Genomic DNA, 19,951 nt, shown 5'->3' with positions numbered 1-19,951 from the left:
AGCAGTCTTGAGGTGTACACCAGACCGATCTTACGCAGAGGTCACCGGCAGCAACCAGTCTTCACAGGACATTGGAATCAACCAAGCGAATTTCCGCTTCTGGCCGATTGGAGTCATTCACCCATTCGATTCAAATAGAGGATAATCGAAAGGCTCGCGAACTGTGTGTGACATATTGAGCACAACAATGGCCTCTGCACCATCACAGTGTGTAGAGATATAAGCGCCCGGTCGAACTATCCACACCACGTCGCGTCAGCAAACCTGGGAAAGTACCAGCACCAGCAGAGCTTGCTGTGCACCATGAACGGTGCAAAAAGCTGAAGCTTGGCCTTTCCCACCCCCAGCACTACAGTACAGGCATCCCCCACTACACGGCCTGACTGTCACCCATGAGCACGATTGAACGCATTTCACTGCGGAAAGCCGAAATCGGAGAAGGCCTGGCCATCTTCCGCGCCCTGCCCACGCGCCAGCGCCGGATGGTGGGTGCGTGGTGTTTTCTCGACCACCTCGGCCCGGTGAGTTTCGGCGCCGGCCAGGGCATGCACGTGGGCGCCCATCCACACACCTGTCTGCAGACTTTCACGTGGATGATCGAGGGCCGCATCCTGCACCGCGACAGCCTCGGCAGCGAGCAGGTGATCCAGCCCGGCCAGGTCAACCTGATGACCGCCGGCACGGGCATCGTGCATACCGAAGACTCGCTGCCGGGGGAAGAAAGGCTGCACGCGGCCCAGCTATGGATCGCGCTGCCGCCGGAGCATGCGGATACCGCTGCCGCATTCGAGCATTACCCTGTGCTGCCGAACTGGTTGCAGGACGGCGTGGCCTGTACGTTACTGGCGGGCCGCTACGCGGAACACCAGGCGCCCACGCGGGTCTTCACGCCGCTGTTGGGAATGGACCTCGCATCCGCCGAGGGTGGCACGACCACGGTGGCGCTGGAGCCCGGCTTCGAATACGGCGTGCTGCCGCTGGAAGGCGGGGTATCGGTAGCCGGCGAGCACCTGGCCGAGGATGAATTCGCCTATCTCGGTCCGGGGCAAGACCGCCTCGACCTCGGCTTCGCCGCCGACAGTCGCGCGCTGCTGGTCGGCGGCGCTCCGTTCGGGCGCGACGTCACGATGTGGTGGAACTTCGTCGGCCACGACCGCGATTACGTCGCCCAGGCCCAGGCCGACTGGGAATCGGGCGCGGCACGCTTCGGCCGCGTCCCGGGGGATGGCGGCAAGCGGCTGGTGGCGCCTGCGCTGCCTTGGGCTTCGTCCGCCGGCTGACGCCCGGCAGGCGGCTCGGGCTGCAGTCAGCGCGCCGTGTTGCAAAGCACTGCGCTGACGTCTGTGCCAACAGTGCGCCTACGCTGCCGATTGCCGAGATTCACCGGGCCTGGAAACGACGTGATAACATCAGTTATAACATCATCCAGTGCGAGGCCCGCCATGAAGCTCAAGATCACCAGCATCGGCAACTCCGCCGGCGTCATCCTGCCCAAGGAGCTGCTGGCCCACCTGCGCCTCGAGAAGGGTGACGAGCTGTACGCGCTGGAAACGCCCGACGGGATCAAGCTGGTTGCCTACGATCCGACCCTGGCCGAGCAGATGGCGGTGGCGGAACAGATCATGCGCGAGGACCGCCAGGTTCTGCACCTGCTGGCGAAATGAGTGGGGTGGAACGATGATCGTCTGGATCAGCAGAGCGCTTGCACTGGCCATTCATGACCGTCAGCTCGCGGTGCATGGCGGTGCGAACGGCGTGCGCGACGAAGCGTTGCTCGAGTCCGCACTCGCTCGTCCGCAGCAACTTCATGCCTATGGGGAGCCACCGCCCGATCTGATCGATCTGGCGGCGAGCCTCGCCTTCGGTCTGGCCCGCAACCATCCGTTCGTCGATGGCAACAAACGGACCGCGCATGTGTGTTATCGCGTCTTTCTCAAGCTCAACAATTGCGACCTGGTCGCCCGCGACGAGGAAAAATACGTCGCCATGATCGGCCTGGCCGACGGCACCATCGACGAAGCCGAATTCGCCCGCTGGCTGCGCGCTCGCGTCGTCACCCAGGCAGGCAGCGGCGTGCAGGAGCCGGCGGCGGCTTACCGCTGAAAACAGCCACCGGCCGGCCCCGTCGCCTCAGAGATGAGGCTCCACGATCCGCCGGTAGAACTCGTGGAAGTGCTGCATGCCGTCCTCGTAGGGCGACTGGTAGGGGCCGACTTCATTGCGCCCTTCCTTCATCAGCGCCAGGCGGCCGCGGTCCATGCGCTCGGCGATGTCGTCGTCCTCGATGGCGGTTTCCATGTAGGCGGCCTGCTCGGCTTCGACGAACTCGCGCTCGAACTCGACGATGTCTTCCGGGTAGTAGAACTCGACGACGTTGGTGGTGCGATCGACGTCGGTCGGGATCAGGGTGCTGACGACCAGTACGTGCGGATACCACTCCACCATGACGTTGGGGTAGTAGGTGAGCCAGATCGCGCCATGCTCGGGTTTTTTCTCGCCGTAGTAGTCGAGCACCGCCTGGTGCCACTTGGCGTAGGTCGCCGAACCCGGCTTGGCCAGCGAGGTGATGCCGACCTGCTGCACCGAATACCAGTCGCCGAACTGCCAGCTCAGGTCGTCACAGGTGACGAAGTTGCCCAGCCCGGGGTGGAAGGGCACGACGTGGTAGTCCTCCAGATAGACCTCGATGAAGGTCTTCCAGTTGTAGTTGCACTGGTGGATTTCGACGTGGTCGAGCTTGTAGCCGGAGAAGTCCAGCGCCGGCGCCACCGTCATGCCGGCGAGGTCGGCATTGGCCGAGCGCGGACCCTTGAACAGCAGGCCGCGCCAGTTTTCGAGCGCGTCGCGCTTGAGGCCGAGGCAGGGCTTTTCGGCGAAGTGCGGCGCGCCGATCAGTTCGCCCTGCTGGTTGTAGGTCCAGCGGTGCACCGGACAGACGACGTGCTCGGTGCTGCCGCTGCCCTGCAGCATGATGGCCTGGCGGTGGCGGCAGACGTTGGACATCTGGTGGATGCCGGCCTCGGTGCGGAACAGCAGCTTGGAATGGTCGAGCCATTCGAGCGAGCGGTAGTTGCCGACTTCAGGCACCATCAGCTCGTGGCCGACGTACCCCGGCCCGGCATCGAAGAGGAGCTTTTTCTCCAGTTCGAAGACCTTCTGGTCGAAGTACCATGAGACAGGCAGCTGGGAAGCGGCCTGGGCCAGTTGAGCTTTGGAAGCGATGTCGGACATCCCCGAACCTCCCTTGCGGACAAGAAATCCGGAAAAATAAACGGGTTAGTGTAAGCCAGCCCCTGTTTGACCGCCAGACCTGCGATCGGTTATTTTCCCGCTTTTGCCGCGCCAGATTATTCATCCATGCCAAAGTCGGCGACCTCTCCCAAATCCTTCGAAGCCGCGGTTTCCGAGCTGGAAGCCATCGTGCAGGAAATGGAATCCGGCAAGCTGCCGCTCGAAGACGCGCTCGCGCGCTACCAGCGCGGTGTCGGCCTGCTGCGCTACTGCCAGGAAACCCTGGCCGACGCCGAGCAGCGCGTGAAAGTCCTCGAAGGCGAGACGCTTGCCGACTTTGCCGGCGGAGACAGCACGCAATGAACGGCAGCCCCTCGTTCCAGGACTGGATGGGACTCATCCAGCAGCGCACCGAACAGGCGCTCGAGGCGCTGCTGCCCGGTGCCGACCTCGCCCCCCGGCGCCTGCACCAGGCGATGCGCTACGCGGTGCTGGGCGGCGGCAAGCGGGTGCGCCCGCTGCTGGTACAGGCTGCGGGCGAACTGGCCGGCGCCCCGGCGGAGCGGCTGGATCGCGTGTCCTGCGCCGTCGAGCTGATCCACGCCTATTCGCTGGTCCATGACGACATGCCGTGCATGGACAACGACGTGCTGCGCCGCGGCAAGCCGACGGTGCACGTCGAATACGACGAGGCCACCGCGCTGCTGGTCGGCGATGCGCTGCAGACTCTCGCCTTCCAGGCGTTGGCCGATGCGCCGGTGGCCGACGATGCCGCGATCCAGTTGAAGATGCTCGGCATGCTCGCCACCGCATCGGGCTCGCGCGGCATGGCGGGCGGCCAGGCCATCGACCTGGCTTCGGTCGGCCTGCAACTGAGCCGCGAAGAGCTGGAGTTCATGCACATCCACAAGACCGGTGCGCTGATCCGCGCCTCGGTGCTGCTGGGCGCGCACGCCGGGCGTACGCTGGACGAGGCCGACACGCAGCGCCTGGATCATTACGCCAAGGTGGTCGGGTTGCTGTTCCAGGTGGTGGATGACATCCTCGACGCCGAAGCCGATACCGCCACGCTGGGCAAGACCGCCGGCAAGGATGCCGACAACGACAAGCCGACCTATGTCAGCCTGCTGGGGCTGAGCGACGCCAGGCGCCTCGCCGAGGACATGCTGGCCGACGCGCGGGCGACGCTGCAGCCTTTCGGCGATGCCGCCGGGCGCCTCGAGTCGCTGGCCGACTACATCGTGCATCGCGCCTTCTGAGGCGCAAGGCTCGACGACGCCCGCCGCCCACGACAACAACGATTCTGCATCGGACAGCACATGGCCTACCCCACCCTGGAACGCATCAGCACCCCCGCCGACCTTCGCGCCCTCGACCGCCGCGAACTCGGCACCGTTGCCGATGAACTGCGCGCCTTCCTGATCGAATCCGTCTCCAAAACCGGCGGCCACCTGTCGTCCAACCTGGGTACCGTCGAACTCTCGATCGCGCTGCACTGTGTCTTCAACACGCCGTACGACCGCATCGTGTGGGACGTCGGCCACCAGACCTACGGCCACAAGGTGCTCACCGGCCGCCGCGAGGCGATGGCCGGCCTGCGCCACTGGGGCGGCATCTCGGGCTTTCCGCGGCGCTGCGAGAGCGAGTACGACACCTTCGGCACCGCGCATTCGTCGACTTCGATCTCGGCCGCGCTGGGCATGGCGGTGGCCGCCCGCAGCAAGAAGGAAGACCGCCACGCCATCGCCGTGATCGGCGACGGCGCGATGTCGGCCGGCATGGCGTTCGAGGCGCTGAACAACGCCGGCGACATCGAGGACATCGACCTGCTGGTGATCCTCAACGACAACGAGATGTCGATCTCGCCGCCGGTCGGCGCGCTGACCAGGATCCTCGCCCGCATGCTGTCGGGCTCGACCTACAACACCGCCCGCCGCGTCGGCGAGAAGGTGCTGGGCATGGCGCCGCCGGTCGCCGAGCTGGCGCGCAAGGTCGAGGAGTACGCCAAGGGCATGATCAGCCCCGGCACCCTGTTCGAGGAGTTCGGCTTCCACTACTACGGTCCGATCGACGGCCACGACCTGGACGCGCTGATCCCGACGCTGCAGAACCTGAAGCGGCTGAAAGGGCCGCAGTTCCTGCATGTGGTGACGAAGAAGGGCCAGGGCTACAAGCTCGCCGAAGCCGACCCCATCCTGTACCACGGCGTCTCCAAGTTCGACCACACCGCAGGCATCCAGACCGGCAAGAGCAGCGGCAAGCCGACCTACACCCAGGTGTTCGGCGACTGGCTGTGCGACATCGCGGCGATCGACCCGCGCATCGTCGGCATCACGCCCGCGATGCGCGAAGGTTCCGGCCTGGTGCGCTTCGCCCAGGAATACCCGAAGCGCTATTTCGACGTCGGCATCGCCGAGCAGCACGCGGTGACTTTCGCCGCCGGCATGGCCTGTGAAGGCTTCGTGCCGGTGGTGGCGATCTATTCCACCTTCCTGCAGCGGGCCTACGACCAGCTCATCCACGACGTCGCGCTGCAGAACCTGCCGGTGGTGTTCGCCATCGACCGCGGCGGCCTGGTCGGCGCCGACGGCGCGACCCACCATGGCGCCTACGACCTGTCCTACCTCGCCTGCATCCCCAACATGGTGGTGATGGCGCCGGCAGACGAGAACGAATGCCGCCAGATGCTCTACACCGCCACCCAGCACCCCGGGCCGAGCGCCGTGCGCTACCCGCGCGGCAGCGGCCGCGGCGTGACGCCCGAGGCGAAGATGAGCGCGCTGCCGATCGGCAAGGCCGAAGTCCGCCGCCAGGGCAAGCACGTCGCCCTGCTCGCCTGGGGCAGCATGGTGGATGTCGCCGAACGCGTCGGCGGCACGCTCGACGCCACCGTGGTCAATATGCGCTTCGTCAAGCCGCTCGACGAGGCCCTGGTCGCCGAACTCGCCGCCAGCCACGACCTGCTGGTGACGATCGAGGAGAACGCCGTCATCGGCGGTGCCGGCGCCGAGGTTTCGCGCTTCGTCGACACCCTGGCGGCGCGCCCGCGCGTGCTGCGCCTCGGGCTGCCCGACCGCTTCATCGACCACGGCGACCAGGCCAAGCTGCTGGCCTCGGTCGGCCTCGACGAGGCCGGCATCCTGGCCAGCATTGCCAGAGTGAATCAGGCCGATAGTTGAGTATTTTTGTCGGGAAAGCTAAGATTGCAAGCTTGTTGCAACAAGCTTGCATTTCTTACGTGAACGACCTCCGTTCCACAGCCTTTCCCGAGAGTCGCCCATGAATACCCCCATCGACGCCGTCATGCCGGACGTCCAGAGCAGCACGGACACCCGGCAGATCGCGATCAACAAGGTCGGCATCAAGTCGATCCGCCATCCCGTCAAGGTCAGCGACAAGGCCGGCGGCGTCCAGCACACCGTCGCCAACTTCAACATGTACGTCGGGCTGCCCCACAACTTCAAGGGCACCCACATGTCGCGCTTCATCGAGATCCTGAACACCAACGAGCGCGACATCTCGGTCGAATCCTTCGAGCCGATGCTGCGCATGATGGTCGAGCGCCTCGAAGCGGAGACCGGCCATGTCGAGATGAGCTTCCCCTACTTCATCAACAAGGCCGCGCCGGTGTCGGGCGTGAACAGCCTGCTGGACTACGAGGTCAGCTTCATCGGCGAGATCCGTGAGGGCGGCCGCTACGAGTTCACGATGAAGATCGTGGTGCCGGTGACCAGCCTGTGCCCCTGCTCGAAGAAGATCTCCGACTACGGCGCACACAACCAGCGCTCGCACATCACCGTCACCGCCGTGCTCAACGACCACCTGTGGATCGAGGACATGGTGCAACTGGTCGAAAGCCAGGCCTCGTGCGAGATCTTCGGCCTGCTCAAGCGCCCGGACGAGAAGTGGGTCACCGAGCGTGCCTACGACAACCCCAAGTTCGTCGAGGACCTGGTGCGCGATGTGGCAGCCCTGCTCAACGCCGAGCTCCGGGTCGACGCCTACGTGGTCGAATCGGAGAATTTCGAGTCGATCCACAACCACTCGGCCTACGCGCTGATCGAGCGCGACAAGCGCCGCAACTGAGCCTTTTCCCCTTCGGTTCGCATCCGCGGCGGCCGGCACCCCGAGTGCGGCCGCTGCGACCATCGATGGGTGGTTGGACGTGCCGGTTTCAGGTTAATATTAGAATTCGATTAAATTCTTAATAACGGAGCCCGCGAGATGTCCAAATCCTTCGTTCAGATCACTACCGACGTGTCCAAGGCGCTCGCCAGCTTGCGCAAGGAAACCCCGGAAACGATGCAGGGATTCAATGCAATGGCCAAGGGGGCGCTACAGGATGGCGCCCTCACCGAGCTGCACAAGGAACTCGTCGCCCTCGCAATCGCCGTCACCCAGCGCTGCGACGCCTGCGTCGGCTTCCACGTCAAGGCGCTGCTCCGCCTCGGCGCCAGCCGTGAACAGATGATGGAAACCCTGGCGGTGTGCACCTACATGGGCGGCGGGCCGGCCCTGATGTACGCTGCGGAAGCCGTCCGCGCGTGGGATGAGATGTCCCCCAAGGCCGCGGCCGCCTAAAAAATTCGGCCATGGCGTTTACTTGCCCGGAAAACGCCCTATAATGCCGACCTTCGAGCGGAGAGGTGGCAGAGTGGTCGAATGTACCTGACTCGAAATCAGGCGTAGGTGCAAGCCTACCGTGGGTTCGAATCCCACCCTCTCCGCCAAAAAACAGTTGAAGAGGCGGAAATAGCAGTTATAATTCCGCTCCTTCGCAGTGCAGCAAAAAGCGCCCGTAGCTCATCTGGATAGAGTACCTGGCTACGAACCAGGGGGTAGGAGGTTCGAATCCTTCCGGGCGCGCCAGATATGCGCAAAAGGCCCAGTCTTCGGACTGGGCCTTTTTCGTCTGGGCCGCAGTTTCATGTGCCCACATCCTGCGACGGAGGCCACCATGCGCGACGCCTACGAACTGCTCGGCCTGGCACCGGGCTCCTCCCCTGTCGACATCAAGCGCACGTTCCGCCGGCTGGCGATGCAGTGGCACCCCGACCGCAATCCCGAACCCGCCGCGGCCGAACGCTTCAAGGCCCTGCGCCAGGCGCACGACCGCCTGCTTGCCGCCCTCAGGGCGACGGACGAAAGCGCCGAGGCGCCATCGGGCAAGGATGAGAACGCAGCCGGACCACGCGGCGAGGACTGCTCCATGGAGCTGGAGCTGAGCTTCGAGGAGGCTTTCGCCGGCGGCTCGAAGCAGATCTGCCTGAGCCGCTCGGCCGCCTGTACGGATTGCGCGGGCAGCGGAGAAGTCAAGCTGGCCTTCACGCGCCTGTGCGAACCATGCCGCGGCTCGGGACGCATCCGCAACGGCAAGGGCCTGCAGCGCTGCGCAGCCTGCGACGGCCGCGGCTACCGCAGCATCGAGCCCTGCGCCGCCTGCGAGGGCAATGGGCAGCAGCAACACGCCCGCTGGCTGGACGTCAATCTGCCGCCCGGCCTGGTCGACGGCGACAGCCTGCGGCTGGCAGGCGAAGGAGAAGCCTGTGCCGACCCCGAGGGCCGACCCGGCGACCTGCAGCTTCGCATCCGGCTCGCCCCCCACCCCATCTACACCCGCAGCGGGCGCGACCTGCTGCTGCAGCGCCCGATCAGCGCGCTGAGGCTGCTGCTCGGCGGCGAAATCCGGGTTCCCCACCCCACCGGCGCACGCCGGCTGATGCTCGATGCCGGCGACGCGACACCGCGCCAGCTTCGCCTGCCGGGCGAAGGCTTTCCCGCCCGTGCCGGCCGGGCTGCCGGGGACCTGGTGATCGACTTCCTGCCGATGATGATTTCGCGTGCCGACGCCGGACTGCGCGCGCCGCTCGAAGCGCTGGAAGCGGCGCTGCAGCGCAGGCTGGCCGACGCGCTGCCCGAACTGGATGCCTGGGAGACGCGCTGGCTGAAGGAAGCGCGATGATTCGCCGCGGCCTGCTGCTGATCGGCCTGGCCAGCCTGCTGCTGGCGGCCTGCGGGCCGGCCGAAAAGCCGCGCATCGCGGACTACCGCAGCCTGGGTGAGCTGCGCATCGCCACCCGCCACGACGCCATCTCCTACCGGCTCGACGAAGACGGCCGGGCAAGCGGCTTCGAGCATGACTTGCTGCTGGCGCTCGGCGACGAGCTCGACGTCGACGTCACTTTCGTGCCCTTCCCCGACACCACCCGCGCGCTGGATGCGGTGATCAAGGGCCAGGTACACATGGCCGCCGCCAGCCTGGGGATGAACAGGCGCCTGCCGCTGCGATGGTCGAAGCCGCTGCGCGAGGTGGAATACGTCGTCGTCGGCCGCAGCGGCAGCCTGGCGGAAGCATCGGCCGACGAGCAGTCTCTCGCCGGGCGCACGATCTCGGCCCGCCGCGGCTCGCTGGCGGCGGAGAAGATCATGGACATCCGCAAGCGCCGCCCCGGCGTCAACGTGCATTTCCCGGTCAAGGCCGGCGAAGAGCAATTGCTCGCCGATCTCGCCGCAGGCAAGCTCGACCTCGTCGCCACCGACCGCCTGCACTACGCGCTTGCCGTCCACCTCCATCCCGCGCTGGAAATCGTCTACGAACTGCCGGGGCCGTCGGCCATCGCCTGGGCGCTGCCGGCCGGGCAGCACACGCTGACGACCGAGGTCGACGCCTTCATCGGCCGGGCCTCAGCCGACGGCCGCCTCGCCCGCCTGGCCGACCGCTACTTCGACTATGTGCGCCGTCTGAACAATGCCGACATCACCACTTTCCTGGCCCGCATCGAGGAACGCCTGCCCCGCTACCGCGCCTTCTTCCATGAGGCCGAGGCCCAGACCGGCATCGACTGGCGCTACGTCGCCGCGGTGGCCTATCAGGAATCGCACTGGGACCCGCAGGCCACTTCCTTCACCGGCGTGCGCGGCATGATGATGCTGACGGCGGACACGGCCGACCGGCTGGGCGTGAACGACCGGCTCGACCCCCGCCAGAGCATCCTCGGCGGCGCGCGCTACCTGGCGATACTGAAAGGCTTGCTGCCGGACGAAATCGACGAACCGGATCGCACCTGGCTGGCGACGGCGGCCTACAACCTGGGCATGGGGCACATGAACGGCGCCCGTGCGATCGCCCGCCGGCTGGGCAAGGACGATCGGGCGTGGTGGGAGATGAAATCGGTGCTGCCGCTGCTGTCCCGGCCGGAATACGCCCAGCGGCTCAAATCCGGCCCGGCGCGCGGCGGCGAAGCGGTGGTGATGACCGAGAACGTACGCAGCTACCACGACATCCTGGCGCGCCTGGAGCCGCCCTACGAAGCGGGGCTGGCCTTGCCCCGCCTGAGGCTGGGCAAGGCCGACTGAGCAGGCGCTCAGAGCGCCGGTTCGAGCCGCTCGACGCCGCCCATGTAGGGCACCAGCGCTTTCGGGATCACGATCGAGCCGTCCGCCTGCTGGTAGTTTTCCAGCACCGCGACCAGCGTGCGGCCGACCGCCAGCCCGGAACCGTTGAGCGTATGCACCAGTTCGTTCTTGCCCTGCGCGTTCTTGAAGCGCGCCTGCATGCGGCGAGCCTGGAAGGCCTCGCAGTTCGAGCAGCTCGAAATCTCGCGATAGGTGTTCTGCGCCGGCAGCCAGACTTCCAGGTCGTAGGTCTTGCTTGCCGAAAAGCCCATGTCGCCGGTGCATAGCGTGATCACGCGGTACGGCAGCTCCAGCTTCTGCAGGATGGCTTCGGCGTGGCCGACCATCTGCTCGAGCGCCTCGTAGCTGGCCGAGGGTTCGACCACCTGCACCATCTCCACCTTGTCGAACTGGTGCTGGCGGATCATGCCGCGCACGTCGCGACCGCCGCTGCCCGCTTCCGAGCGGAAGCAGGGGCTGTGCGCCGTCATCCGGATCGGCAGCGCATCGAGCGCCAGCACTTCCTCGCGCACGCTGTTGGTCAGCGTGATCTCCGCGGTCGGGATCAGGTATTGCTCCAGGCCCTCCTCGTCGCCACCGCGCAGCACCCAGAACAGGTCTTCCTTGAACTTGGGCAGTTGGCCGGTACCGAACAGCGCGTCGCGGTTGACGATGTAGGGCGTGTAGCACTCGGTATAGCCGTGCTCGCGGGTATGGGTGTCGAGCATGAACTGCGCCAGCGCACGGTGCAGGCGCGCCACCGGCCCGCGCAGGAAGGCGAAGCGCGAACCCGACAGCTTGGCGCCGGTCTCGAAATCCAGTCCCAGCGGCGCGCCGAGATCGACGTGGTCGCGCACTTCGAAATCGAAGCTGGCCGGCGTGCCCCAGCGGCGGACTTCGACGTTGCCGCTCTCGTCCTCGCCCACCGGCACGCTCTCGTGCGGCAGGTTGGGCAGGCGGGCGACGAAATCGTTGATGCGTTCGAGCAGCCCCGGCAAGGCCTGCTCGCAGGCTTTCAGCTCATCGCCGAGCTGGGCCACTTCGGCCATGACCGGGCCGGCGTCCTCGCCCTTGCCCTTGAGCATGCCGATCTGTTTCGACAGCGCGTTGCGGCGCGCCTGCAGTTCCTGGGTCCGGGTCTGAAGCTGCTTGCGCTCCTCCTCGAGCGCGAGGAAGGCGGCGCTGTCCAGTTGCAGGCCGCGGCCGGCCAGCCGGGTGGCGACCAGGTCGATCTGATTACGCAGAAGCTGGATATCGAGCATCGGGTTGTCCTGAAAATCGTTGATGGGTCATCGGCTGGAACAAGCCTGGAGTTGAGGCGTGCGGCGTGCAGTCGAGCTGCGGTCGCGGGCTCGATCGTGCGGGCAGCCGCAGAGGGTTCGGCAGCGGTCATGAGCAGGCAAGGAACACTTCCCGGAATGACGCACTGCAATAATCGATTAAATAAATCAATCTCTTACAAAGTTCACCCTACGTAAATTGAACTTGCTATTTCCGCTTTGTCGGATAAGTTTAAAGAATCAACAAGCCGCATCAGACGGCGCAACAATGGAGGAGTGAATATGCTATCGATTCGTGACTGCCTGGACTACTGCGACATCACCGACGACGAAGTCGCGCTGGTTGCCGAACATGAAGGAATCCCCGATGCCGCCGCTGCGCAAGTGGTTTGCGGGTTGGTCCAGACACCCGAAGGAGTCCTGCTGCTGACCAACTTCATGCTCGACCTCGTCGAGCGTGCCAACGAACGCGGCGACCCGGAAAAAGCCGCCAAGGCTAAATCCGTCTGCGCCCGCTTCATGGCCGATCATCCGCTGACGCATTAGCTGAGCCATCCGACGCCGAACGCTCGCCCGCCTGCTTGCCGGACGGCCGGGCGTTCTGGTTTTCTGCCGCTTCATCCAGCGCACGCAACTGGGCCAGCTTTTCCGCGATGCGGCCCTCCATGCCACGCGGCGTGGGCCGATACCACTCGGGACGTTCCATGCCTTCGGGCAGGTAGTTCTCGCCGGCGGCATAACCCCCCGGTTCGTCATGGGCATAGCGGTAAGCCTTGCCGTAACCCAGATTCTTCATCAGCTTCGTCGGCGCATTGCGCAGGTGCAGCGGCACCGGGCGTGAGCCGTCGCGTTTGACGAATTCGCGCGCCGCATTGTAGGCCTTGTAGGCTGCATTCGATTTGGCCGCACAGGCGAGGAAGATCGTCGCCTGCGCCAGCGCCAGTTCGCCTTCGGGAGAACCGAGGCGCTCGTAGGTAGCGCAGGCGTTCAGCGTCATTTCCAGCGCCCGCGGGTCGGCCAGGCCGATGTCCTCCACCGCCATGCGGATCAGGCGCCGGCCGACATAGAGCGGGTCCGCGCCGCCGTCGAGCATCCGGCACAGCCAGTAGAGCGAGGCGTCGGGGTTCGAGCCCCGGACCGACTTGTGCAGCGCCGATATCTGGTCGTAGAAGGCCTCCCCGCCCTTGTCGAAACGGCGCAGGTTCTGCGACAGCGCCGCATCGACGAAGGCCGCATCGACCCTTGCCATGCCCGCGGTCTCGGCCGCCACCTGCACCTGTTCGATCAGGTTCATCAGCCGCCGCGCGTCGCCGTCGGCAAAACCGATCATGCGCTCGCGGGCATCGTCGTCGAAGGGCAGATCCGGACATGCCGCCAGGCGCGCCCGCTCGAACAGCGCACTCATCGCCTCGGCATCGATCGGTTCGAGGACGTAGACCGCCGCGCGCGACAGCAGCGCCGAATTGACTTCGAAGGACGGGTTCTCGGTGGTGGCGCCGATGAAGGTCACCAGGCCCTGCTCGACATAAGGCAGGAAGGCATCCTGCTGCGACTTGTTGAAGCGATGCACTTCATCCACGAACAGGATGGTGTGCCGCCCCCGCGCCTTCGCCGCCTGGGCCTGCTGGATCGCCTCGCGGATCTCCTTGACCCCGGAAAACACCGCCGACAGCGCGACGAAGTCGGCGTCGAAGCCCTGCGCCATCAGGCGCGCGAGCGTGGTCTTGCCGACGCCGGGCGGTCCCCACAGGATCATCGAATGCGGCTTGCGCGAGGCGAAGGCCAGCCGCAGGGGCTTGCCTTCGCCCAGCAGATGGGCCTGGCCTGCGACCTCGTCGAGCGACTGCGGCCGCATGCGCTCGGCCAGCGGCACCTGCTGCGGTGCGATGGATTCGAACAGGTCGGCCACGGTCAACGCGTCGGCGCGGCGCCGCTGCTGCCCGCCGCGCCCGGCAGTTCGCCGATCACGTCGGCACCTGCCGGCGGCTCGAAACGGAAGCGGTCGGATGCCAGGTCGGGGTTCGGCTGCAGCCGGGTGAAGTGGATCAGCGTGGTCTGGCCGAAGTTGTCGCGCATCTCCATGCTGTGCAGACGGCCATCCTTCAGGCCGATGCGCAGGGACTCGAAGCCGCTGTCGGTCTGCTTCGGGCGTGCTTCGACCCAGTCCAGTTCGCCGTCGCTGCCGCCGTCGGCAAGAACGAAGCCCTCTTCGATGTCGCCGCTGCCGAACAGGATCGCCGCCGGCGTCGCCCCCAGGGCATCGCCGATCGCGCGCACCGTGACCTGGTTCAGGTCCGGGTCCCAGGTCCACAGCGTGCTGCCGTCGCCGACCAGTACTTGGCGGTAGGGACGCTCGTATTCCCAATGGAAGCGCCCGGGCCGCGCATAGGCGAAGCTGCCCGACGCCTGCTGGGGCTTGCGGCCGGAGCGGGCAAGGACGATCTGTTCGAAATCGCCTTCGGCGCTGCGCGTCTCCGACACGAACTGGCGCAACTGGGCGATGCCGTCCGCCGCCAGCGCGGCACCGCCGGCACAAGCCAGTGCAAGGGCCAGCGAGACACGCGCGATCACCGGGGCACGGGCCGCAAGCCGGCGAACCACCGCCTCTGCACCGAAATGCATTCCCATCATTCGCCCTCCTTGGCCGGCACGATCACTTCGCGGTTGCCGTTGCTGCCCATCGCCGACACCAAGCCGGCGCGCTCCATCTGCTCGATCAGGCGCGCCGCGCGGTTGTAGCCGATGCGCAGGTGGCGCTGCACCAGCGAGATCGACGGCCGGCGGGTCTTGATCACGACTTCGACCGCCTGGTCGTACAGCGGGTCGGCCTCGCCATCGCCGCCATCGCCTCCGCCGCCGAGCGCGGCATCGAGATCGTCCTCGGGCTGCGACAGGATGCCTTCGATGTAGTCCGGCGGGCCGACGCGCTTGAGGTGATCCACCACCTTGTGCACCTCTTCGTCGGCGACGAAAGCACCATGCACCCGTACCGGCAGGCCGGTGCCCGGCGCAAGGTAGAGCATGTCGCCCATGCCGAGCAGGTTCTCCGCGCCCATCTGGTCGAGGATGGTGCGCGAGTCGATCTTGCTGGACACCTGGAAGGCGATACGGGTCGGCACGTTGGCCTTGATCAGGCCGGTGATGACGTCCACCGACGGCCGCTGCGTGGCGAGGATCAGGTGGATGCCCGCCGCGCGCGCCTTCTGCGCGAGGCGTGCGATCAGCTCTTCCACCTTCTTGCCGACCACCATCATCATGTCGGCCAGTTCGTCCACAATGACGACGATGTAGGGCAGCGTGTCGAGCGGCTCGGGATTCTCGGGCGTGATCGAGAAGGGGTTGGTCAGCGGCGTCTCGGCCTTGCGCGCCTCCAGCACGGCCTTGTTGTAGCCGGACAGGTTGCGCACGCCGACCGCCGCCATCAGCTTGTAGCGCTTGTCCATTTCGGCGACGCACCAGTTCAGCGCATTCGCCGCGTGCTTCATGTCGGTGACGACCGGCGCCAGCAGATGCGGGATGCCTTCGTAGATCGACAGTTCGAGCATCTTCGGGTCGACCATGATCAGCCGCACGCGGTCCGGTTCGCTCTTGTACAGCAGCGACAGGATCATCGCGTTGATGCCGACCGACTTGCCTGAACCGGTGGTGCCAGCCACCAGCAGGTGCGGCATCTTGGCCAGGTCGGCGACCACCGGCTGGCCGCCGATGTCCTTGCCGAGCACCACGGTGAGCGGCGAACCCATGTCGTGATAGACCTTGGAACCGACGATCTCGGACAGGCGCACCGTCTGCCGCTTGGGATTGGGCAGTTCCAGCGCCATGCAGGACTTGCCCGGCACCGTCTCGACCACCCGCACCGACACCAGCGACAGCGCACGCGCCAGATCCTTGGCCAGATTGACCACCTGGCTGCCCTTGACGCCGGTCGCCGGCTCGATTTCGTAGCGCGTGATGACCGGGCCCGGATAGGCAGCCAGCACCTTGACCTCGACGCCGAAGTCGCCGAGCTTGGTCTCGATCAGGCGCGAGGTGAATTCCAGTGTTTCGGCCGACGGCGGCTCGACATCCCCGGAAGCCGGGTCGAGCAGCGCCAGCGGCGGCATCGCGCCTGCGCCCGCATCGGCGAACAGGGTCTGCTGGCGCTCCTTGTCGACACGCTCGGACTTCTGCACCGCGATCAGCGGCGGCTCGATGCGCAGCGGCGCAGGCGCCACCTTCTCGGTCTTGCGGCGCCGGGTCTCGACCACCGCTTCACGCTTCTGCGCCACTTCGCGGCCGACGCGGCGATCCTGCCAGCGTTGCCAGCCCTGCTGCACGGACAGCACGGCCTGCTCCAGCAGCAGCCCCACGCGCTCGACCACGGCCAGCCAGGACACGCCGGTGAACAGCGACAGCCCCGAAGCCATCAGCGCGAGCAGCAGCAGGGTGCCGCCGGTGAAGCCGAAATAGCGCTGGGTGAGCTCGCCGATCTCCATCCCCAGCAAGCCGCCCGGCGCGAGCGGCACCTGGGCGCCGTGGCCGTGGAAGCGCAGGAACTCGAGCGCGCTGCTGGTCAGCAGCACGACGAGGAAGCCGGCCATGACGAAGATGAAGGAGCGATGGTCCAGCGTCAGCCGGTTCTTCAGCCGCCGGAAGCCCCACAGCAGGCTGTAGCCGAGGAAGATCACCCACCACCACGAGGAAAGCCCGAACAGGTAGAGCAGCAGGTCGGCCAGCCAGGCGCCGAAGCGCCCGCCGGGGTTGATCACGCTGGCGACGTCCGAGGCATGGGACCAGCCGGGATCGGCCTTGCTGTAGCCGAGCAGGATCAGGCCGACGTAAAGGGACATGACGCCCAGGATCAGCCAGCGAGCCTCCTGCAGCAGCAGCGAGATCTTTTCGGGCAGGGGCTGGGGGCGGGACGAGCGAGACTGCATGAGGCGACGGCGCGAAACCTGAATGAAACAACAGCGTCGATTATAAGCGATACGCCCCAGCGCTCCCGCGCCGCGTTGCGCATCCTCACAAAGCCTCAGGCCGGAGCGGCATGCAGACTCCGGCGAAACGCGCACCCGGCCGGGCCGAACCCCGGAATCAGACCTCGCTGAGGCGTTCGCGCAGCACGATTCCCTGCGGACGCTCCTCGATCAGGCCCTGCTGCCCCAGATCCTTCATCACCCGGCTCACCATCTCGCGCGAGGCGCCGATCATCTTGGCGATGTCCTGCTTGGATATCTTGCGCACCACGACCGTTTCACCGCCCACGTCCTCGGCCATCTCGATCAGCAGGCGGGCGACGCGGCCGTACACGTCCATCAGCGCCAGGCTCTCGATCTTGCGGTCGGCATTGCGCAGGCGGCTGGCCAGGTTGCACATGATCCGCCAGGCGATGTCGAAGTTGTCGCGCATGATCACGCGGAAATCCTGCTTGGCGATCAGCACCAGGTCGGCCGGCACCACCGCCACCACCGACGCCGAACGCGGCTGCTCGTCGAACATGCCCATCTCGCCGAACAGCTCGCCCTGGCCGAGGATGGACAGGATCACTTCCCGCCCGTCCTCGTCGCTGACGATGACCTTCAGGCTGCCGGTCAGGACGAAATAGACGAAATCGGAGCGATCTCCCGCATTGACGACCGGCTGGCCGCGCGGAATCCGCCGCATCATGGAGACGCGAGCCACGTTGGCGAGCACATCGTCTGACAGCCCGTGAAAGAGCGGGAAAGTCTTCAGGGCGATGATGGACACTGCAGCGGTTTTCGACATGCTGACTCCACGGAAGAACCTGCAAGGGCAGGCTTGTCTGGTCGATATGTCACAAGTGTAAACGAATATTGCCCGGGCGATTGCAATGGCATCTGGTCGCCGTTGCCCTTTCGTTCACTGCGGTCCGCCGCCGCAGCAGGCCCGACGGGCTCGGCTATAATTTGCGGTTTCACCGCAGGAACGCTCCCGATGACCACGAAACACGCCCGCCTGCTCATCCTCGGCTCCGGCCCGGCAGGCTACACCGCCGCGGTGTATGCCGCACGCGCGAATCTCGCCCCCGTTCTCATCACTGGTCTCGCCCAGGGCGGCCAGTTGATGACCACGACCGACGTCGACAACTGGCCGGCGGACGCCGACGGCGTGCTGGGCCCGGACCTGATGGCACGCTTCCAGAAGCATGCCGAACGCTTCAACACCGAGATGATCTTCGACCACATCCATACCGTGAAGCTGGCCGAAAAGCCCTTCCGCCTTGTCGGCGACTCGGGCGAGTACAGCTGCGACGCGCTGATCATCGCCACCGGCGCGACCGCCAAGTATCTCGGCCTGCCCTCGGAAGAGAAGTTCGCCGGCCGCGGCGTGTCGGCCTGCGCCACCTGCGACGGCTTCTTCTACCGCAACCAGGACGTCGCCGTGGTCGGCGGCGGCAATACCGCGGTCGAAGAGGCGCTGTATCTCGCCAACATCGCCAGGAAAGTCACCCTGGTCCATCGCCGCGAGAAGTTCCGCGCCGAAAAGATCATGGTCGACAAGCTGATGGACAAGGTCGCCGCGGGCAAGATCGAACTGGCGCTCAACAGCACGCTCGGCGAAGTGCTCGGCGACAACAGCGGCGTCACCGGCATGCGCATCAAGGACGTGAACACCGGCGCGACCCGCGACGTCGACCTGCAGGGCGTGTTCATCGCTATCGGCCACAAACCGAACACCGATCTCTTCGAAGGCCAGTTGGAGATGGAAGACGGCTACCTCGTCACCCAGGGCGGGCGCAACGGCAATGCCACGCAGACCAGCGTTGCCGGCGTGTTTGCCGCGGGCGACGTCCAGGACCACGTGTACCGCCAGGCCGTGACCTCGGCCGGCACCGGCTGCATGGCCGCGCTCGACGCCGAGCGCTACCTCGACGGCCTCGGTAGCTGAGCGAACCGATGAGCCGCCGCCCGCGCACGCCTCCGGCCGAACCGGCGGACAAGCATGCCGGCGACGGCCGGCCTTGCCGGCCCGCCAGCGGCAATACGCCGTTCGCCGGCTTGCGCAGGCAGTTGCAGGACGGCAAGGGCGGCATGCCCGCATCGCCACCGCAGCCTTCCCCGGGCAAACGGATCCGGCCGTCTCCGGTTGCGGACGACGCCAAGGCCGCCCCCTCGGACGTCCAGCCCGACGAAGCCGAGCTGGCGCTGTTTCGCAAGACCGTGGGTGCGGCGGCACCGGTGCGCGACGGCAACCGCGCGGAAATCGAACGGGCGCGCCCGGCGCCGCTGCCACGCCCGCGATCGCCGCAGCAGGACGAGGAAAGCACCGGACCGGGCGCTCCGGCCGCCCGGCTCGATCCCCTGAGCCTCGCCTACGAAGGCGTGGTGCCGCTGCGGGCGACGGGACGCATCGAACTCGATACGCCGCTGCGGCACGGCATGCGCACGCCGGCCGCGGACAAGGCGCGGGCGGCGCGCCCGGACGGGCTCGTCCTGCCCGCCGATGCCGGCAACGGCGACCCCGCATCGCTGTTCCACAGCATGGTGGCCGACGTCCGCCCCATCGACACCCGCAACCGGGTCGAACTGCAGCGCCCCGCGCCCCAGCCGGCGCCGATCAAGCGCGAGGAGGACGAGCGCGCGGCGCTCGGCGAATCCCTGGCGGCGCCGCTGAGCTTCGAGGATCGGCTCGACATGGGGGAAGAAGCGGCTTTCCTCCGTCCCGGCTTGCCGCGGCGGGTGCTGACGGACCTGCGCCGGGGACGCTGGGTACTGCAGGGCCAGCTCGACCTGCACGGCCTGGTGCGCGACGAGGCGCGCGACGCGCTGGCCCACTTCCTGAGCGACAGCCTGCTGCAGGGCAAGCGCTGCATCCGGGTGATCCACGGCAAGGGCCACGGCTCCCCCGGCAAAGTCTCGATTCTCAAGCAGTTGTCGCGCGGCTGGCTGGCCCAGCGCGAGGAGATCCTGGCCTTCTGCCAGGCCGGCCTGCATGATGGCGGCGGCGGTGCACTGCTGGTGCTGCTGCGCGCGCAGAACGGCGCGCGCAGTTGACGCGGCCGAACGCCGCCGCGTCACCCCCCTCGCATTGCCCGCCTTCCCCGC

General features: G+C 66.5%; 19 protein-coding genes and 2 tRNA genes. 15 read left to right on the top strand and 6 right to left on the bottom strand.

Going from position 1 to position 19,951, the window contains the following annotated elements; translation table 11 throughout:
- The first annotated feature begins 392 nt into the window (after positions 1-392).
- The 3 genes from NX068_RS03610 to NX068_RS03600 all read left to right on the top strand — a co-directional run bounded on the left by NX068_RS03610 (position 393) and on the right by NX068_RS03600 (position 2,103).
- Positions 393-1,280 carry a pirin family protein gene (locus NX068_RS03610; protein WP_263459925.1) on the top strand — a complete coding sequence of 296 codons (888 nt, stop codon included), beginning with the start codon at positions 393-395 and terminating at the stop codon, positions 1,278-1,280.
- Between the two features lie 162 nt (positions 1,281-1,442).
- The gene (locus NX068_RS03605) at positions 1,443-1,664 is read left to right on the top strand and encodes an AbrB/MazE/SpoVT family DNA-binding domain-containing protein (protein ID WP_263459924.1); all 222 of its coding nucleotides are present in this window, start codon (positions 1,443-1,445) and stop codon (positions 1,662-1,664) included.
- 13 nt (positions 1,665-1,677) lie between these two features.
- Positions 1,678-2,103 (top strand): type II toxin-antitoxin system death-on-curing family toxin, encoded by a 426-nt coding sequence (locus tag NX068_RS03600; protein ID WP_263459923.1) that lies wholly within the window; start codon positions 1,678-1,680, stop codon positions 2,101-2,103.
- Between the two features lie 27 nt (positions 2,104-2,130).
- Here NX068_RS03600 and NX068_RS03595 read toward each other — a convergent pair whose 3' ends face one another.
- Positions 2,131-3,231 (bottom strand): aromatic ring-hydroxylating oxygenase subunit alpha, encoded by a 1,101-nt coding sequence (locus NX068_RS03595; RefSeq protein ID WP_263459922.1) that lies wholly within the window; start codon positions 3,229-3,231, stop codon positions 2,131-2,133.
- Positions 3,232-3,357: 126 nt separating this feature from the next.
- Here NX068_RS03595 and NX068_RS03590 point away from each other — a divergent pair, with 126 nt between their 5' ends.
- From NX068_RS03590 to mltF, 9 genes are all read left to right on the top strand, one after another.
- Complete coding sequence (locus NX068_RS03590; protein ID WP_263459921.1) at positions 3,358-3,594, top strand: exodeoxyribonuclease VII small subunit; 237 nt, start codon at positions 3,358-3,360, stop codon at positions 3,592-3,594.
- The gene (locus NX068_RS03585) at positions 3,591-4,490 is read left to right on the top strand and encodes a polyprenyl synthetase family protein (RefSeq protein ID WP_263459920.1); all 900 of its coding nucleotides are present in this window, start codon (positions 3,591-3,593) and stop codon (positions 4,488-4,490) included. The genes NX068_RS03590 and NX068_RS03585 overlap by 4 nt, the downstream gene beginning before the upstream one ends.
- Positions 4,491-4,550: 60 nt before the next feature.
- Positions 4,551-6,410, top strand: coding sequence for a 1-deoxy-D-xylulose-5-phosphate synthase (gene dxs, locus NX068_RS03580; RefSeq protein WP_263459919.1), 1,860 nt, complete (start codon positions 4,551-4,553; stop codon positions 6,408-6,410).
- A 100-nt stretch (positions 6,411-6,510) separates the two neighbouring features.
- Positions 6,511-7,317 carry a GTP cyclohydrolase FolE2 gene (gene folE2 / locus NX068_RS03575; RefSeq protein WP_263459918.1) on the top strand — a complete coding sequence of 269 codons (807 nt, stop codon included), beginning with the start codon at positions 6,511-6,513 and terminating at the stop codon, positions 7,315-7,317.
- A gap of 138 nt (positions 7,318-7,455) precedes the next feature.
- Positions 7,456-7,812 (top strand): carboxymuconolactone decarboxylase family protein, encoded by a 357-nt coding sequence (locus NX068_RS03570; protein WP_263459917.1) that lies wholly within the window; start codon positions 7,456-7,458, stop codon positions 7,810-7,812.
- Positions 7,813-7,871: 59 nt separating this feature from the next.
- A tRNA-Ser gene (locus tag NX068_RS03565) sits at positions 7,872-7,961 on the top strand.
- A gap of 62 nt (positions 7,962-8,023) precedes the next feature.
- A tRNA-Arg gene (locus NX068_RS03560) sits at positions 8,024-8,100 on the top strand.
- Positions 8,101-8,188: 88 nt separating this feature from the next.
- Positions 8,189-9,193, top strand: a complete 1,005-nt coding sequence (locus tag NX068_RS03555; RefSeq protein WP_263459916.1) for a DnaJ C-terminal domain-containing protein — start codon at positions 8,189-8,191, stop codon at positions 9,191-9,193.
- Positions 9,190-10,587 carry a membrane-bound lytic murein transglycosylase MltF gene (gene mltF, locus NX068_RS03550; protein ID WP_263459915.1) on the top strand — a complete coding sequence of 466 codons (1,398 nt, stop codon included), beginning with the start codon at positions 9,190-9,192 and terminating at the stop codon, positions 10,585-10,587. The genes NX068_RS03555 and mltF overlap by 4 nt, the downstream gene beginning before the upstream one ends.
- An 8-nt stretch (positions 10,588-10,595) precedes the next feature.
- Here mltF and serS read toward each other — a convergent pair whose 3' ends face one another.
- Entirely contained in the window at positions 10,596-11,888 is a 1,293-nt protein-coding gene (serS, locus tag NX068_RS03545) for a serine--tRNA ligase (protein WP_263459914.1), read from the bottom strand.
- 300 nt (positions 11,889-12,188) lie between these two features.
- Here serS and NX068_RS03540 point away from each other — a divergent pair, with 300 nt between their 5' ends.
- Positions 12,189-12,452, top strand: coding sequence for a hypothetical protein (locus NX068_RS03540; RefSeq protein WP_263459913.1), 264 nt, complete (start codon positions 12,189-12,191; stop codon positions 12,450-12,452).
- Here NX068_RS03540 and NX068_RS03535 read toward each other — a convergent pair.
- From NX068_RS03535 to NX068_RS03520, 4 genes are all read right to left on the bottom strand, one after another.
- Positions 12,424-13,815, bottom strand: a complete 1,392-nt coding sequence (locus NX068_RS03535) for a replication-associated recombination protein A (protein ID WP_327084798.1) — start codon at positions 13,813-13,815, stop codon at positions 12,424-12,426. The genes NX068_RS03540 and NX068_RS03535 overlap by 29 nt on opposite strands.
- A 2-nt stretch (positions 13,816-13,817) precedes the next feature.
- Positions 13,818-14,534 carry an outer membrane lipoprotein periplasmic chaperone LolA gene (lolA, locus tag NX068_RS03530; RefSeq protein WP_442806685.1) on the bottom strand — a complete coding sequence of 239 codons (717 nt, stop codon included), beginning with the start codon at positions 14,532-14,534 and terminating at the stop codon, positions 13,818-13,820.
- Positions 14,534-16,822, bottom strand: coding sequence for a DNA translocase FtsK (locus tag NX068_RS03525; protein WP_263459912.1), 2,289 nt, complete (start codon positions 16,820-16,822; stop codon positions 14,534-14,536). The genes lolA and NX068_RS03525 overlap by 1 nt, the downstream gene beginning before the upstream one ends.
- 157 nt (positions 16,823-16,979) lie before the next feature.
- Positions 16,980-17,651, bottom strand: coding sequence for a Crp/Fnr family transcriptional regulator (locus tag NX068_RS03520; protein ID WP_068634778.1), 672 nt, complete (start codon positions 17,649-17,651; stop codon positions 16,980-16,982).
- 189 nt (positions 17,652-17,840) lie between these two features.
- Between NX068_RS03520 and trxB the strand changes: the two genes are divergently transcribed.
- Together trxB and NX068_RS03510 are read left to right on the top strand one after the other, a co-directional pair.
- Positions 17,841-18,794 (top strand): thioredoxin-disulfide reductase, encoded by a 954-nt coding sequence (gene trxB, locus NX068_RS03515; protein ID WP_263459911.1) that lies wholly within the window; start codon positions 17,841-17,843, stop codon positions 18,792-18,794.
- Between the two features lie 8 nt (positions 18,795-18,802).
- Complete coding sequence (locus tag NX068_RS03510) at positions 18,803-19,900, top strand: Smr/MutS family protein (RefSeq protein WP_263459910.1); 1,098 nt, start codon at positions 18,803-18,805, stop codon at positions 19,898-19,900.
- Positions 19,901-19,951: the final 51 nt, after the last annotated feature.

Origin of the sequence: Thauera carbonicopians, from assembly GCF_025699485.1 — a bacterium.
Lineage (GTDB): Bacteria > Pseudomonadota > Gammaproteobacteria > Burkholderiales > Rhodocyclaceae > Thauera.
Note: the sequence above shows the minus strand (reverse complement) of the source record. Positions and strands in the feature narration are given on the sequence as shown.

Bases quoted from the DNA above. Each gene is read 5' to 3' on its own strand.
- NX068_RS03610 (WP_263459925.1), top strand. From the start codon at position 393: ATGAGCACGATTGAACGCATTTCACTGCGGAAAGCCGAAATCGGAGAA.
- NX068_RS03605 (WP_263459924.1), top strand. From the start codon at position 1,443: ATGAAGCTCAAGATCACCAGCATCGGCAACTCCGCCGGCGTCATCCTG.
- NX068_RS03600 (WP_263459923.1), top strand. From the start codon at position 1,678: ATGATCGTCTGGATCAGCAGAGCGCTTGCACTGGCCATTCATGACCGT.
- NX068_RS03595 (WP_263459922.1), bottom strand. From the start codon at position 3,231: ATGTCCGACATCGCTTCCAAAGCTCAACTGGCCCAGGCCGCTTCCCAG.
- NX068_RS03590 (WP_263459921.1), top strand. From the start codon at position 3,358: ATGCCAAAGTCGGCGACCTCTCCCAAATCCTTCGAAGCCGCGGTTTCC.
- NX068_RS03585 (WP_263459920.1), top strand. From the start codon at position 3,591: ATGAACGGCAGCCCCTCGTTCCAGGACTGGATGGGACTCATCCAGCAG.
- dxs (WP_263459919.1), top strand. From the start codon at position 4,551: ATGGCCTACCCCACCCTGGAACGCATCAGCACCCCCGCCGACCTTCGC.
- folE2 (WP_263459918.1), top strand. From the start codon at position 6,511: ATGAATACCCCCATCGACGCCGTCATGCCGGACGTCCAGAGCAGCACG.
- NX068_RS03570 (WP_263459917.1), top strand. From the start codon at position 7,456: ATGTCCAAATCCTTCGTTCAGATCACTACCGACGTGTCCAAGGCGCTC.
- NX068_RS03555 (WP_263459916.1), top strand. From the start codon at position 8,189: ATGCGCGACGCCTACGAACTGCTCGGCCTGGCACCGGGCTCCTCCCCT.
- mltF (WP_263459915.1), top strand. From the start codon at position 9,190: ATGATTCGCCGCGGCCTGCTGCTGATCGGCCTGGCCAGCCTGCTGCTG.
- serS (WP_263459914.1), bottom strand. From the start codon at position 11,888: ATGCTCGATATCCAGCTTCTGCGTAATCAGATCGACCTGGTCGCCACC.
- NX068_RS03540 (WP_263459913.1), top strand. From the start codon at position 12,189: ATGCTATCGATTCGTGACTGCCTGGACTACTGCGACATCACCGACGAC.
- lolA (WP_442806685.1), bottom strand. From the start codon at position 14,534: ATGGGAATGCATTTCGGTGCAGAGGCGGTGGTTCGCCGGCTTGCGGCC.
- NX068_RS03525 (WP_263459912.1), bottom strand. From the start codon at position 16,822: ATGCAGTCTCGCTCGTCCCGCCCCCAGCCCCTGCCCGAAAAGATCTCG.
- NX068_RS03520 (WP_068634778.1), bottom strand. From the start codon at position 17,651: ATGTCGAAAACCGCTGCAGTGTCCATCATCGCCCTGAAGACTTTCCCG.
- trxB (WP_263459911.1), top strand. From the start codon at position 17,841: ATGACCACGAAACACGCCCGCCTGCTCATCCTCGGCTCCGGCCCGGCA.
- NX068_RS03510 (WP_263459910.1), top strand. From the start codon at position 18,803: ATGAGCCGCCGCCCGCGCACGCCTCCGGCCGAACCGGCGGACAAGCAT.